Below are 15554 nucleotides of genomic sequence, written 5' to 3' on the forward strand. Positions count from 1 at the left end.
GAACCGTCTACTCAGTTTTGTAACATTCAATTTAACCTATAAAAAAGATGAAAAAGTTATTGATAATTTTCAGCTTTATGCTATTCTACTTCCCGCTATTAAAGGCTCAGGAAAAAACAGAAAGAAAACAATTTCCTTATTCGAACAGATTTAGCATTCAGACTGGTTTATTGCAGGACATTTTATTGAATGGACAAAATATAGTACTGACATATACGACTCAAAGGTTGGTAGTTGACTGGAGTCATGGCAACTCTTTGGATTTTAACTCAGGACATCATTTTAAAAATAATGAAGGATATAATACGCAAAGACTGGATGTAAAAATGCCCTGGACTACCGGACCGAGTATTGGATACAGGATAACCCCATTCTTTAATGTCAGAGCTGAATTTAAAGCCCACCGTAATAAGTTAATGTATGAAAACACTAACACCTCTATTGTCTCATATACAACTTATACTGTCGGCCTAGGTGCATTTTATTCCTGGTACCCCTTCAGAAAAAAAAATAACTGGCTTGATGGTATCTGTATTGAACCTGTTATTCGCTTCTGGCCAACAGTTGGTTCTTCACTGACTGATAATTATCACTATGAAAATAAACTTACAGGAGAAAGAGAAAGAATAGAACCATATAAATTAGGCTGGCTTGCTAATATAAATATTGGATATACTTTCGGAGGAAGATAGCATATTAATAGCTATAACTAGTTAAATGCAAAATACCTCTAGATAAAGTATTCTGAGGTATTTTGTATTCCTTATAAGGGCAATCTACTCTCCTATTCATTTAAAATATTATCTGCAACTTAGTCAGCTTTGCTTAAGCTATCTTTGGTCCTTTTCCTAAAAATTTTTTAGTAGGTAATAAAATATCTAAAAAAACACTTCACTTACAGCTAAACACTATTTCTCTTTGCAGAAAACTTCTCTCATCATTTTTATTTATATTGTAATACAATATTCACTCAATCTTTCAATGAAGTATATATATTTTTCTCTGGTACTTTTATCATTAGCCAGATATGGAACAGGCCAGAATTTAGTGCCTAATTCAGGCTTTGAAGAATATTTCACATGTCCGCAAACATTTAACAGTAAATCATCAATCAAGAAAATTGCACCGCACTGGAATTCTCCAAGCAACGGAACGCCAGACCTTTATAACAGATGTAGCAGAGGTGAAATGGGCACGCACAATATCACCGGTGTAACCGAGCCATACAAAGGTAATGGTTTCGCGGGATTCATATTATGGGAAGAAGATGTCGGCTTTCGGGAATACCTTCAGGTTCGGTTAATACAACCGCTTCAAAAAGGAGAAACATATATAGTTTCCTTCTGGTATAAAATGTCTACATATTCACAATTCAGCATTGACAGAATAGGATTTTCCCTTCACGATACTAATACACTATTTAAATACACTCACAACATTCCGGATGTGACTTATGAGAAAATAAAGGACAAAGCTTTTGATCCAAACTCTGGATCTTGGGAATTGCTTCAAACAGAATATATCGCTAAAGGTGGTGAAAGGTACCTTACAATAGGAAACTTCAGCGACAACAAAAGTACTAAGTCATTTAGCTTAGCTAATATAAATAAACTAGAGCCTTTGTTGAAAACCTCCGCCTATTACTATTTGGATGAGGTTAACATAAGCCTCAAGAATTTAACCACTCAAGAGAAAGGGACTGAAAAGCTAAGCTTAGACAAGAAAATAATCATAAGTCCGGGAAACTATACCTTAGAGGGTATACAGTTTGATTATGATAGTGATATACTTCTACCTTCTTCTTATGAAGAACTAGATCTGGTTTTTTATACCTTGGAAAAGCATCCTGACTGGCAGTTAATTATTAATGGGTATACAGATAGCAATGGTTCTATGCAGTACAATCTTGAGTTATCTAGCAAGAGAGCTCTTGCTGTGAAAAATTATCTCACATCAAAGGGAATAACTCCGCAGCGGATTCAATGCTATGGCCATGGCAAAACAAAGCCTTTAGCATTTGGCAATGATGAAGAAAGTCAAAAGAAAAACAGAAGAGTAGAGTTTCTTTTTATTAAGAATAAAATGTATAAATCTCAGGATTAAAACAATCACCAGATTAATATTACATAACAAATCACTCCGCTTATTTTGATTTAACCCCAATAGTAAGCCTTTGGGATCCAGCCTTACCATTTATGGACAATCCATTTATCTGTATTGTATAAGCTCCTTTTTGATCTGAAGTACAAAAACTAACGGAAACCTTTTTATTACCATCAAGCTTTAAATTTGAAGACCAGAACAATTGATTTCTAAAATCAGGAATTCTATTATTTGCAGCGTCTGCATTATTATAAACAGGTGAATAGAATTCTCTTTTCATTTGAAGTCCTTCATATTCTATTACCAAAGCCTTAGGATCAAGTTCAAAACCACTGAGGTCTCCTTTATAGGTAGAATAACTTATGATGCCAGGTGTATTTAACGTTCCATGAAAATATCTCCTTGCTACTACCTCAAGCCTTTCCATTTTCTTAGGATCAAATGCCAGAACCTTCTCAATATTAAATACCGGAACACCATCAATTAGCGTCAATGGAGCATCTTCGAAGACTTTTTTAGAAATGTTATTACTTACCAAAAAATGAAATCCGTCTTTCTTTTTCCTCAGAAAAACTTCAGGAACATATTCTCTGATTACATCTTCCATTTTGGGAAACCTGGTGTAATCATCAAGAAAATATACTTTATCAGCTACTCCATAGAACGGCTTGTCAGAAGTAAACAGGTCTTTGGACTCATCATGTTTATTATTAAAAACCTTCACTACACTGGAATTAACTCTTCTATCAAGAAGACTTGTTCTATGTGCTGCAGACAATATCAAGGGCGCTGATGAATATTTTGAGACCTCTTGTGAAAAGCAATTATAAATTTCTATTGATGGAGCCGGATTTTGAGGATCTGTCTGAAAAACCAGATTATTTAATCCATATAAATCTTTCAAAGGCAAAATAAAATCTCCTTTCAAATTACTTCTTGTCAATGAAAACATATCTGGCTTTCCCGGACTAGATAGATACAAGCTTGTATTCTTAAGCAATTCTTTGTTATTCAGATCCGTCATCCGACCTCTGATGATATGCCCTTCATACTCGGGTAGAAAACTTAGCTGAGCATCTCCAGCATTGAATACATCCGTCCAATCAAACCTTCTCCACCCTTGTGTAAGTAATAGGTTTTCCAAAGCGTCTGAAGTTTCTTTGTTTAATTGTTGAAAATAGTATTCCGGAGATTCTATAAACCCCTTCAAATCCGAAGAAAGCCATAAATGGGTAAAAATATCATATTGATCTTCGTCTTCAAGCGTGTCATTCAGAAAAACAGAGATAGAAAGACTTGCTGTTTCCTCCTTCTTAAGGTTTGCACCTGAAAAGCTTAGCTCAACTTTTTCCCTTGACGAATAAAATTCCTTTTCCGTCTTAGCTTCTAATTGCAATCTATCATTCACTGGATAATTAAAAAACAAGCGCTCACAAACAGCTTTTTTGGATCTATCAAAGACTGTGAAACTATTAATCCCATCAGCTAATCTTGATTTATCAATAATAAAGGAGGCTCTTCCATTTTGAAAAAAGCTCAATTCAGCAAACTGTAAAGTGCTTTGTTTATGAACGATCAGATAAACAGGTTCGTAGCTACTTTGCTTGTTCTCTGATCTAACCGAAACATCTACCTTTATTTTCTGATCAACCTCTTCAGTTAACCTCATGCCATAACCATTTGACAGGACCTCTGGAAACTCCACCCAATATTTCTTTTGATCCTGTGAGGTAATTAAGGCTTTGTATTTAACGGAATCTTTGGGGGTAAAAGTAATACTACCCATTCCGAATTTTAAAGGACTAAATCTTTCAAGAGTATCATTATTTCCATCTAAAATATATCCTTTAAAATCAACGCCCTTGCCTTGCTTATCTGCGACTTTAAAAGCTAATTTTGATGTGATTCCAGCAACTAGATATCCTCCTTCGGGAAAGAGTCCCATGACATACTCGGGCACGCTTGCTGGTATATTTGATATAGATTTTTCAGATACATTAATAACTTTAATAGATTGATGAAAGAAAAACTCCGGACTGTAGTTTCTCATCCAATTGGTGTAAGCACGAACGATATAATTACCGGAATGTAATCCATTTGTGAGATCAATTGCCCCTGCCCCTTCTCCATTCTTAAGACTTACCTTTTTTTGACTAACAGGTCTATGATTTTCATCCAGAATTTCAATGTAAGCCACCTTGCTTAAATCTGCAGGTTTGAGATTCATTGCATTTACCAGATATAGCTTAAACCACAATGTCTCACCTGTCATATAAACTCCACGATCTATATGAACAAAAATCTTTTCCTGAAAATGATTTTCGCTGTATGACTTTAAACTATTAACAATGCTTTTTAAAGTATCTGATTGAGCTACTCCCTCATGGATAATCTGCAAAAGCAAAAATGTCAATGCACCTAGAAAGATTCTGTATTTCAGTAACTGTTTCATGAAGTCTAAAATATTATATCAGATTATTGAGGCCAGTAATCGGGTTTTGTTTTAGTACCATTTCTCCTGCAATCTATACAAGTAACGAATCCGTAATAATATGTCACTTTACCTGTCTCCATATTCGTCACTGAATTGATTGGCACATAAGTTCCAGACTTATATCCGATTATCGTTCTTGAATCCTCTTCAAATACATTGCATCCATCGTACTCAGTCTCAAAGATATAATTTGAAGGCAAATCTGCCCTATCTATAAAGATCCTTTTCTCTGCGATATTACTTGCGCTTACGTATCCCAATACAAGTTCATTTTCATTGGTGATACACTTAATATTTCCCCTGTACTGAGCAGGTTGAGGATCAAATATAGTCCCAACTGATTCAGTCATCTTTTTAAGGTTTTGCCAGTACTCAAACTCCTTTTCATCAATCGCATTTTGCTTCACAAGAATGCTATAAAACATCTGTAGTCTGGTACTTTTTAATGTAACTTTAGTCAATGGCTGATGAATTATCTCTGTCGACTGTGGACTCAGAGGAGTACCTAAATAGATACCATTTGATCTTGCAGAGGCAAAACATTCATATATATCTTCTTCTGGTGTTCTGAAATATTTAATAGAATCTTTGAATATCAATGTAGACATAAGGGAAGAATGAAACTGCCACGTTTCTTCATATTCCCATCTATAGAAACGGGTCTTGCCGGATGGGTCTGAAGTATTGACAAACAACTGCACTCCATCAGGCTGGCTTTCCCATGTTATATCGCCTATTGCAGGAGCAGTTTTAACCTCCACATACTCTGAAACATATTCTTTTCCGTCAGCTTCAATCTTAATTCTATATTGGTGACTTTGGTTTAAGACCAATCCTCTTAACTCATAGTATCCACTGTCCTTATTAGACAAATTATATGTTTCATTCGAAGTAGATTCAATGCGCACTCTTGCATCTGACACAAAATTAATGTTGTTCGGCTTTGAGAGGTTATTCGACCTTGTAAGCCTGAAGGTTGTAGTACCCGAACAAATAGTTCCTTCCACTACTAAATAATGATTAGATGCACTGATCACTGGAGGATTATAAGGTTCCTCGCATCCTGAAAAGGCAAAAGGCAAAATAAAAGCAGCAATTATGGAATTAATTATTTTCAAACTTCGCATGATTGTTAAAATCTGAAATTGTAAGTAATTGTAGGAATTGGCTGACCAAAGATAGAAAGCTTATAACCCTGTATTTTACCATTATCATTAGTAAAATAAACTGAGTATACGTTTTTCCTTCCTGTCAAATTATAGACAGCTATTGTCCATGAGCTATGTGAAAGTTTCTTTATTTTATGATTTCCTTCAATATTCAAGGAAAGATCTATTCTGAAGTAATCAGGAATTCTATACTGATTTCTGTCCCCATAAGCGATTCTTTGCCCTCCAGCCATATTGTATGTTGCAATAGGGAGCGTAACTGGTCTACCTGTACTATAGGTACAATTCAATGAAGTAGAAAATCTTCTGGAGAACTTGTAATTTCCAACGAATGTAAAATCATGAGGTTTATCAAAATTGGCTGGATACCATTTTCCATTATTCACCAATTCCCCTTGCAATGGGTCATTCATGCGAAGAAATATTCTGCTATATGTATAACTTATCCATCCGTTTAATTTTCCGCTATTCTTTTTAACAAGAAACTCTGCCCCATATGAATTACCTTCAGTATTTATAACCTCTGTTTCAACATGATGATTTTGGATCAATTTAGCCCCAGCTCTATAATCCAGGTAATTCTTCATCCGTTTACGATATAATTCTACAGATGCTTCTATAGTATTTTTTCTAATATTCTTATACAGACCAAGTGAAATCTGATCCCCGGTAGTGGGTTTAATATTCGGATCAGAAAGCTTCCATATATCAGTAGGTGATATAGTTGCTGTATTTGAAAGCATGTGTATGTACTGGCGTAATGTATTGTAACCAAGCTTTACAGAAACATTATCTGTAATCATATATCTGCCAGAAAGTCTGAATTCTGGCCCCAGATATGTCTTTATATTTTTTCCTCCCTGATAAGAAATTGTATCTGACACGCTATACACGGATTTTGGAAGTCCATCTTGATATACATGAATATCCTTTGGGCCTAAATAATTCAGCATAGAAAATCTTACACCAAAATCAAAACCAAGGCGTGCACTCATTTGGTACTGGTCGCCCAGATATACTGCACTTTCAAGAGCCTGCTCATTCTGAATTTTGTCCTGAACAATCAGAGACTCCTGACCTTCGGGGGAAATCTTCCCGGGTTGAATATCATAATGAAGAGAAGAAAATCCGAAGGTCAAATTATGTTTGGCACTTATTGCGTATTTTATATCTCCTTTTACCTGCATTTGATTTATACCGAATGAAAGCTTATAAGCATTTTGTAAGGTCTCCGTATTTGTGATTCCATATTGATATCCACTGGTGCTTCCTGTAAGCTCTGTAGATAATTTATCATTATGATTATACCTCCATTTCAAAACAATACTGTTATTGTTGTAATTAAATAAAGTAGTTTTTTTTAAATTAAACTTATCCTGACTAATATAGCCTGTAAGATATAATTCACTTTTACTGCTTAATATGTGACTTACAACAAGATTAAGATCATAAAAAGAGGCCTTACTGCCAGAATACGTTGAGTTTCTTAGCTGACTCAGCAACCAGTTGGAATAGGTAGATCTTCCTCCCAGAATAAACGAAGTCTTGTTTTTAATGATGGGACCTTCAATCGTAAGCCTGCCGGTCAGTATACCAAGTCCACCGGTTCCTGCGTATTTGTTCATATTCCCTGTTCTTGTTGCAACATCAAGAACTGAAGAAAGCCTTCCTCCAAACCTAGCAGGAATACTACTTTTGTATAACTCCACATTTTTTACTACATCAGGATTAAATGCTGAGAAAAATCCAAATAAGTGAGAAGGATTATAAATGATTGCATCGTTGTATAGAATAAGATTCTGATCAGCGGATCCTCCCCTAACATTAAATCCAGTACTCGCCTCTCCTGAAGTCTTTACACCTGGCAGTGTCATTATAACCCTCAAGACATCGGCTTCACCAAAAACCGTAGGAGTTTGTTTAATGGTTTTAATACTAACCTTCTCCTGACCCATTTCTAAGCTCTTCACAGTATTCTCTTTACCTGTCACCACAATTTCATCCACATAATTAAGCTCTTGTTCCATTCCAATATCCAGAGACCCACCTGAATATAACATTACATTCCTCCTCGTTTCCTTCATCCCAAGGCTTTTGATCCTGATCGTATATGTACCTTGAGGAAGAGTAATAGAGTAGAATCCAGATTGATCACTCACTGCACCTTCATTCCTTCCATCTACCGACAATGTTACTCCACCTATAGCATTACCTGTTTGACTATCATAAATCTTCCCATTAACTGTAACTTTTTCTGATTGGCTATCTCCTTTCCTCCCTATCTCCAAAATTTTATTTTCAATCAAACCGTTAACCTTACGAGAACTTTCTATTATTTCATTTGGTCTACGTCCTTCATCATTATTTCCTATAATACCTGCTGATATAAATGTTTCAACAGGAGCTTCCTTACTAATAAAAACATTACGTCTGTGGTCGATTGCAAAAAAGTATTTTGTATTGTTAAAAATTGCAGCAAGCACATCATTAAGATGCTTTTCCGAAACACTTATATTAACATTTATACTATCGCCTACTTCAGATGAATAATAAAATTTGAATGAAGTATTTGATTCAATTCTTCTAACAAATTCATTAAAGGTTACATTTATAAAATCACCTGATATTGTGTCTTTCTCTGCATCCTGGGCGGAGAGTTCAAAAGACATAAAAACATTGAGCAACCAGACTATGAAAAATATTTTGCTTCTCATTTTGCGTTTAGTTTATCAAATTGCTCAACCAATAACAGAATAGATCTTTCCCGATTGGCAGAATATTTAAAGTCGAAACTTTTCATATATCTGGATAGTTCTTTTTTATGCTCTTTCAGGACATTCAAGAGGGAAGCTTTACTTTTAACCGGAAAATATCCGTTTCCAATATTGATATAATAAAAGTTCTTTTCTTCAATTTCATTTATAATGATTCCATTTGAATTGACCTCCTGAATTGTCTTTTTCCTTTTCACATAAACCTTAGTTATTCCGTTATTGAGAAGCTCATAAAAACCGGTTTCGGGAATAGAATACTCAGAAGTGTCTTTTGTTAATTTTATAAAAAGGTGACCAGGAAATGAAAATTGAGATATTTTTTCACCAGATAATTTCAACAAATTTAATTTACTATAATCCTCTACAATTACTTCATCCCTAATTATATCATATAACAGCAGCACATTCTGATAATACAAATCATCATATAAAATATTTCCGACAGTGACTTTTTCATTTTTAAAAAAAGGAAAACCCTTTGTTTTAACGCTCAACCCTACATAAAGAGAACCACTATAAAGTCCAAGATTCTCTTTTATCGTGGCCTTATATAAACTAACAGCATTTTCTAAGGCCTTGTCATTATCACCAGAATCTGGCTTATAAACATTTTGAGCACCTATTTGGAAGTGAATGAAGCTGATCACCAAAATCAGCAATAATAGTTTTTTCATTTTAAAGTAACAGGCATTAAATTAACTCTCTGGTTTACAGTGCAGCAAAGTATAAAAAGAGTAGTAATAATAAAAAATAAATACTAATTATTTTCCTTAAAGAGTACAATAGGCTCTTTATATAATCTATTTCCTGAAAATAAAAAGGCATCTAAATTCAGATCGAATTACATAAGAAATTTCATCATTGAATATTCTCGAGCCAACAGCATCTTCTCTCGTTCACAAGATTCCATGGCATAATAAAAATTATTTTTTTGAATCAATCCGTGGAGTACTCACATTATTTTAGATTTGAAGATTAAGACTTTTGAAAGTATAATTAATTATGAGTACGAGTTCTCGATTGGTGTCATTATTATTGCTATTGTTTTGTACAGCTGTTAAATTCCCTGAAAAAATAGATCCTGAAGCAAGGAAAGATAGCAGACCTAACATAATTATCATTCTGGCAGATGATATGGGGTTTTCGGATCTTGGATGCTATGGTTCTGAAATTCCAACTCCCAATCTGGATAAGCTAGCCTATGAAGGATTACGTCTGACTAACTTTTACAACGCTGGTCGTTGTTGTCCATCTCGTGCATCTATACTTACCGGACTTTACCCTCATCAAGCAGGAATCGGTGATATGCTTCAAAACAAAGGGTCTTACGCTTATCAGGGCTTTCTAAGTGATAGTTGTGTTACAATAGCTCAATTATTGAAACAGGCAGGTTATCATACTATCACCTCAGGGAAATGGCATGTAGGAACATCACCATCTGCCCTTGCACCCAACAGAGGCTTTGACAAGTCATTCTGTATGTTGAATAACGGAAGCAGTTATTTCAAAAACGGACCATTGTATAATGATGGAAGAACTGTCACCTTTATGCAAAATGGTCGGGTGATAAACAGAGATACCAACTATTACCTCACACAAAATATTACAGACTTTGTTTTAAGTGCAATTGAAGAACAAAAGAATAACAAAAATCCTTTCTTCTTATATCTCACGTACACGGCTCCTCACTGGCCAATACAGGCTCTTGAAGAAGATATCCGATTATTTAGAGGCAAATACTTAATTGGTTGGGATTCTATTAGAGAACATAGATTTAAAAAACAAATCAAAGAAAAGATTTTCGACAAGGAGACAAAACTTTCTTCACGGTATTACAAAGTTCCCCAATGGAATAATATCCATGAAAATGATAAAAATTTATGGGACTTACGAATGTCCATATATGCTGCAATGATCTATAGGATGGACAAGGGAATTGGAGAAATCCTTCAAAAACTTAAGAAGACGGGTGAAGATAAAAATACGTTGATTATTTTCTTATCAGATAATGGAGGCAGCGGAGACGAAGTACAAAAAGACAATCTTGTAATTCAGAGAAACGGAACTCCTGGAACAGGTGACTACATTGACAGTTATCAAAAAAATTGGGGTAATGCAAGCAATACACCATTTTCCATGTTTAAAAAGAACATGCATGAAGGAGGTATATCAACTCCATTTATAGCTTATTTCCCAGGAGTAATTAAACCAGGACAAATTAATCATTCAACAGGTCATATCATTAATATCTTACCTACATGTTTAGAATTGGCCAAAGCAAAATACCCACAGACATTCAATGGCAACCACCTGAAACAACCGGAAGGCAAGAGTATGATAAATATCTTCAAGGGAGCTAAGTCAGGAAATGATACATTATACTGGGAACATGAAGGAAACAAGGCTATAAGAGTAAAAAACTGGAAACTAGTTTACGAGCTTGAACAAAATGAATGGCAACTCTACGATTTGCAATCTGACAGATCTGAGACCAGGAATTTAGTAAATAATTATCCAGACAAAGTACAACAACTAATAGCTGCTCATGATAAATGGTGCTCCAAAATAGGAGTGATTGACTGGTCTACAATAAAATGACATCTCCCAAGAAGGCCATAAACAATAGATAATAAGTTATTCAAAGAATCATACCAATCCTTTATAAGAGCGAACAACAGGTAAACACTATTTTGAAACTTGTAATTGATCTGCTGGTGACCAAACCTAATCACATAATTCTTCTTAAAATTAAACTTTCAAAAAATACAAATATTGCATTTATCTAAAGATTTATATTTACTTTATTCATCACTTTAACACAATAAAATTTATTTTTTATAAAAACTACTTTAAAGGAATGAACTCATCCCTATAAATGATAAAGTTCATCTTAAACTAGGACTTTTTCATATAACCTCAGATTTCTTTCGGCGTAAAAGTAAATTAATAAAAGAAAGAAATAACCAATAAGAAAGTAAGAGATGAGCTTCGGCAAAAAACAAGGATTTACATTAACCCTGCTTATATCTGCGTGTTTAATTTTATACTGTACTCAAAAGTTCTCCAAGGAGACCGGAGAAAAAATAAATAGACTCCTATCTGTATCAGAAAAGGAACAAATCATTTTAGATTATCCAACAAATACCATTAGAAATCATTTCTCCGACATTGATAAAGAATTTACAGAAACAACAGATGCAATTAGGCTCACTAGATTTTTTATAAATGAAAATTTATTAAACACTATATCTGAAATAAAAAGTCTTAATCAAGACATAAAGAATACAATATCATCTTCAAAAGACAATAACATTCTTCTATCCGACATAGAAAACATTGAAGAATTAAAATCAAAGTTTAACATCCTATCAAGCCAGCTGCTAGAAGCTTACTCACAAATCCAATTATTAGAAAACATACTTTTTGTACTTTATGTAATCACAATCCTTTTAATTATTAGTATTTCACAGATAACATATACAAGAGGAATAAAAAAAGAAATTAATAAAATCACTAATACATTAGATAAACTCGCGAAGGGGGATATAAGTAAAATTGAAACGATTGTACCTAATGAGTTTAAAAACATCCATGTAACGATAAATACTATCATTGATAATCAGGCAAATCTAGCATCCTTTGCAGAAAGCATCGGAGATGGTAACTATCAAGTACATTATAATAGACTTGGTGATAATGATAAAATAGGAATTGCTTTACTTGGTATGTGTGACAAACTTCAAAAAGTAAATGCAGAAGAAAAGAGGAGAAACTGGGCTAATGAAGGATTGGCAAAATTTTCAGAAATATTAAGAAATGAAAGTAATGAAAAATCACTATCCGATAAGCTGCTTGTAGCTCTAATAAAATATATCAATGCTAATCAAGGCACCATTTACCTTAAATATGAAGAAGGTGAAAAATATTTCCTAAAACTAATTTCGTCTTATGCATGGGATAGAATGAAATATGAAGACAAAGAAATAGAGATGGGTGAAGGCCTTATAGGTCAGGCAGCAATGGAACGAGAATATGTTTATCTAACTGATATTCCGGAAAATTTTATCCGGATAACTTCAGGGCTCGGTGAGGCTCTCCCCTCCAGTGTATTGATTATGCCATTATGTACTAACACAGATATATTAGGTATTATGGAATTTGCCTTTTTCAGAAATCTTGAAAAGTATGAAATAGACTTTCTAGAGAAAATAGCAACCAGCATTGCTACAACAATATCCTCTGTAAAAACAAATGAACAGACTCTTAAACTACTTGGAGAATCAAGAGAAATGACTAAGGAAATGAAACTTCAGGAAGGAGAACTTATAAAGCAAGCAGAAGAACTAATGTCAAAAGAGGAAACTCTTTTGAGAAGCATGAAAGAATTGGAAGCTGTAAAATCTTCCTTAAGCGACAAACTGGAAGAAGCAAAAGAAGAGATGAAGCAACAGATTAAGGAAATAGAAATTGAAAAACTTAAAAATGAAGGAATCCTAGAAGGTTGTGTTGATGCTGTGATAACATTTGACAAAAAAGGAACAATCGAATTCTTCAATAAGGCTTCTGAAGAAATATTCGGATATGGACGAAATGAAGTATTAGGAATAAACATCAATCAATTAATCAATCTCTATTTAGATGAGAATAGCGGAGACTATTCTGCATTTTATATTGAAAAAAACAACTTCAAAAAACCTATAAGCATAAGAACTGAAATCTCGGTCAAAAGCAAAACATCTGGTGAAATTCCTGTTTTAATCACTTTATCAAAGACTGTTATTGAAGGCAAATTCTACTTTACAGTCTTCATCCAGAGTATAGCCGTGGAGCTTTTCTGATTAATCATATACTAGTACAATCTCCTTACAAATACTGAATATGCTAGAACTTGAAGAGGGCAATATAATTAAGATTATTATAGAGTTACTTGATGGTAACAAAATACAAATACTAAAACTTCAAAAATGTTCCTCTGAATATTTTCTCTTAATAGGAAGTCTGATTAAAAATATTCCATTACCTAATATTTCAGACAAAACAGTAGTTGTTGATCAAACCGTTATAAGCTGCATCATAAAAGACTTGCAATATCAAGATATTATGAGACAGAAACTTGAGCACATCGAAACAATTGATGATATGTTGCTTAAGGAGCTTAAACAAAGAACCACTGGTAATGGTGGCATAGTCTTTAGCAGCGTCATTCCAGAAATAACTTCACTTAATATAGCCCAATTGAAGTTGATTTTAGATGAATATAAATTGATAATAGACAACATACAAAAGAATTTACAAAAATTAGAAGCACATCAGATAGAGGCCACTTCAGTTAACGTATCAAAAAATTTAGAACACAATCAACTGACCAATACTTTGATCATGGACATTATCGAGAGGCATGATTTAATTTCTCAACTATCTCTGAAATATAATTTCAAAAGAAAAAAAGACGTAAAAGGAGTTGTGCTAAAATTAATAAATGTCTACACAATGCAAAGCGAGAGAGACGTTTTCAACCAGACATTTGAAAGAGAAATAAATAATTGCCAGGACAATCAATTTGAAAATAATCAAGAAAACAATATTGAGTTTTTTTAAGAAGAAGTATAAAAATGGAGAAGATAGAAATAAAGACCTTTACAAAAGATAACTCTAATATTGACATACAAATTAAAAGAGATGTTTCACTAAAGCACATCCAAAAGCTATATAGTGAACTACACAAAATTAAAGATTCATACAAAAAATATACTATATCATATTCAGAAGTAAATAATATTGATCCTGCCGGATTTCAGATCCTATATTCTTACATTAAGCTCTTACAAAAAAGGAGAAAAGAGATATACATAGCAGATCAATTCAATGATGAGTTGATAAAGATTTTAAACTGGGCTGGTCTTTTAGATATTCTATATCTAAAAAATAAATAAGCTATAGATTTCATACAGACAAAGACAAACAAAAGAAATTATAATATTATCAAATCATGAAAAAGACGATTCTTATAGCGGATGATTCCGAGAGCGTAAGGGAAGTTGTAAGTTACACATTGATTAATGCAGGATATGAAGTGCTTATAGGAGTTGATGGTGAAGACGCATTGAAGTATCTGAATGGCACGGAAATTCATCTGGTATTGACGGATCTACACATGCCAAAGATGGATGGTATAGCACTTATAAAAGAAATAAGATCGAAACCTGAATATAAATTTATCCCTATCCTCTTCCTAACCACAGAATCACTATCTTCTAAGAAAGAAGAGGCAAAAGCTGCTGGTGCTACAGGTTGGATTGTTAAGCCTTTTGTGCCCGAGAAACTTATAGAAACGATACAGAGGGTAATAAGATAATTGAAAAATTCAAGCTATATTTTTGATGAGGCAACAGGTTTAATCACCGAACTGGAACTTGTAGCTTTACTTCTGTATAATAGTAAGAAAGATAAATCATTATAGAGGATCTCTTAAAAAAATATGCATACCCTGAAAGTCCATTGATCGTTCGTAATACTTACAATCGATTTAAATTTACTTAGTACAAATCAATTTTATGAACGATGAAAATTTAACGACTCATTCTTACCTCTCATTTAAGCTAGCAAACCAAAATCACCTGATTATCTGTTAGGCATTATTAACTTAAGAGGTGATGCTCTTCCCATAGCTAATACAAGAATAAAATTGGGCCTTGGTGCTGTGGCTGACACAATAATTAGCTGTATAAAATGATCTTGAATCTTGAGCTAAATGGTCAAAAAAAATTATGATAGCCTTGACCGATTCGATTTGCTAATTATTCTAAGTAAATAAACAATTAGTACTCACATAGGAAGTAAATAGAAGCCAGAATTCATTTCAGGGATGTATAATCCAAATGAAAGCTTTATCTAAAGATGGATATCAACAAGCCATTTTCATCCGAATAGCTCTCTATTTTACAGGAAAATACCATGCTTTGAATTCTTGATACTTATAATTCTAAATTCTTAAATAAACCACTTATATATAAC

General features: G+C 33.6%; 11 protein-coding genes and 1 pseudogene. 8 read left to right on the forward strand and 4 right to left on the reverse strand.

What is annotated here, in order from left to right:
• Positions 1-47 precede the first annotated feature (47 nt).
• Positions 48-692 carry a hypothetical protein gene (locus tag J7604_RS23250; protein WP_293901671.1) on the forward strand — a complete coding sequence of 215 codons (645 nt, stop codon included), beginning with the start codon at positions 48-50 and terminating at the stop codon, positions 690-692.
• 289 nt (positions 693-981) lie between these two features.
• The gene (locus J7604_RS23255; protein ID WP_293901674.1) at positions 982-2103 is read left to right on the forward strand and encodes an OmpA family protein; all 1122 of its coding nucleotides are present in this window, start codon (positions 982-984) and stop codon (positions 2101-2103) included.
• A gap of 40 nt (positions 2104-2143) precedes the next feature.
• Here the strand turns inward: J7604_RS23255 and J7604_RS23260 are convergent, their stop codons facing one another.
• From J7604_RS23260 to J7604_RS23275, 4 genes are read right to left on the reverse strand one after another with little or no spacing between them, the layout of a single operon-like run.
• Complete coding sequence (locus tag J7604_RS23260) at positions 2144-4555, reverse strand: hypothetical protein (RefSeq protein WP_293901677.1); 2412 nt, start codon at positions 4553-4555, stop codon at positions 2144-2146.
• 23 nt (positions 4556-4578) lie between these two features.
• Positions 4579-5724 carry a DUF4249 domain-containing protein gene (locus J7604_RS23265; RefSeq protein WP_293901680.1) on the reverse strand — a complete coding sequence of 382 codons (1146 nt, stop codon included), beginning with the start codon at positions 5722-5724 and terminating at the stop codon, positions 4579-4581.
• Between the two features lie 5 nt (positions 5725-5729).
• The gene (locus tag J7604_RS23270) at positions 5730-8480 is read right to left on the reverse strand and encodes a TonB-dependent receptor (protein WP_293901683.1); all 2751 of its coding nucleotides are present in this window, start codon (positions 8478-8480) and stop codon (positions 5730-5732) included.
• The gene (locus J7604_RS23275; RefSeq protein WP_293901686.1) at positions 8477-9214 is read right to left on the reverse strand and encodes a hypothetical protein; all 738 of its coding nucleotides are present in this window, start codon (positions 9212-9214) and stop codon (positions 8477-8479) included. The genes J7604_RS23270 and J7604_RS23275 overlap by 4 nt, the downstream gene beginning before the upstream one ends.
• Positions 9215-9542: 328 nt before the next feature.
• Here J7604_RS23275 and J7604_RS23280 point away from each other — a divergent pair, with 328 nt between their 5' ends.
• The 6 genes and pseudogenes from J7604_RS23280 to J7604_RS27105 form a co-directional block, all read left to right on the forward strand.
• The gene (locus J7604_RS23280; RefSeq protein WP_293901689.1) at positions 9543-11138 is read left to right on the forward strand and encodes an arylsulfatase; all 1596 of its coding nucleotides are present in this window, start codon (positions 9543-9545) and stop codon (positions 11136-11138) included.
• 383 nt (positions 11139-11521) lie between these two features.
• On the forward strand, positions 11522-13378 hold the full coding sequence (locus J7604_RS23285) for a GAF domain-containing protein (RefSeq protein WP_293901692.1): 1857 nt from the start codon (positions 11522-11524) through the stop codon (positions 13376-13378).
• Positions 13379-13418: 40 nt separating this feature from the next.
• Positions 13419-14138 (forward strand): hypothetical protein, encoded by a 720-nt coding sequence (locus J7604_RS23290; protein WP_293901695.1) that lies wholly within the window; start codon positions 13419-13421, stop codon positions 14136-14138.
• A 14-nt stretch (positions 14139-14152) separates the two neighbouring features.
• A complete protein-coding gene (locus J7604_RS23295) occupies positions 14153-14473 on the forward strand; it encodes a hypothetical protein (RefSeq protein WP_293901698.1) in 321 nt (106 codons plus the stop codon).
• Between the two features lie 56 nt (positions 14474-14529).
• Positions 14530-14895 carry a response regulator gene (locus J7604_RS23300; RefSeq protein ID WP_293901701.1) on the forward strand — a complete coding sequence of 122 codons (366 nt, stop codon included), beginning with the start codon at positions 14530-14532 and terminating at the stop codon, positions 14893-14895.
• Between the two features lie 264 nt (positions 14896-15159).
• A pseudogene (locus J7604_RS27105) lies at positions 15160-15273 on the forward strand (chemotaxis protein CheW); the annotation flags it as partial.
• Positions 15274-15554 lie beyond the last annotated feature (281 nt).

Source organism: Sporocytophaga sp. (assembly GCF_017745095.1).
GTDB lineage: Bacteria > Bacteroidota > Bacteroidia > Cytophagales > Cytophagaceae > Sporocytophaga.

Bases quoted from the DNA above. Each gene is read 5' to 3' on its own strand.
- J7604_RS23250 (WP_293901671.1), top strand. From the start codon at position 48: ATGAAAAAGTTATTGATAATTTTCAGCTTTATGCTATTCTACTTCCCG.
- J7604_RS23255 (WP_293901674.1), top strand. From the start codon at position 982: ATGAAGTATATATATTTTTCTCTGGTACTTTTATCATTAGCCAGATAT.
- J7604_RS23260 (WP_293901677.1), bottom strand. From the start codon at position 4,555: ATGAAACAGTTACTGAAATACAGAATCTTTCTAGGTGCATTGACATTT.
- J7604_RS23265 (WP_293901680.1), bottom strand. From the start codon at position 5,724: ATGCGAAGTTTGAAAATAATTAATTCCATAATTGCTGCTTTTATTTTG.
- J7604_RS23270 (WP_293901683.1), bottom strand. From the start codon at position 8,480: ATGAGAAGCAAAATATTTTTCATAGTCTGGTTGCTCAATGTTTTTATG.
- J7604_RS23275 (WP_293901686.1), bottom strand. From the start codon at position 9,214: ATGAAAAAACTATTATTGCTGATTTTGGTGATCAGCTTCATTCACTTC.
- J7604_RS23280 (WP_293901689.1), top strand. From the start codon at position 9,543: ATGAGTACGAGTTCTCGATTGGTGTCATTATTATTGCTATTGTTTTGT.
- J7604_RS23285 (WP_293901692.1), top strand. From the start codon at position 11,522: ATGAGCTTCGGCAAAAAACAAGGATTTACATTAACCCTGCTTATATCT.
- J7604_RS23290 (WP_293901695.1), top strand. From the start codon at position 13,419: ATGCTAGAACTTGAAGAGGGCAATATAATTAAGATTATTATAGAGTTA.
- J7604_RS23295 (WP_293901698.1), top strand. From the start codon at position 14,153: ATGGAGAAGATAGAAATAAAGACCTTTACAAAAGATAACTCTAATATT.
- J7604_RS23300 (WP_293901701.1), top strand. From the start codon at position 14,530: ATGAAAAAGACGATTCTTATAGCGGATGATTCCGAGAGCGTAAGGGAA.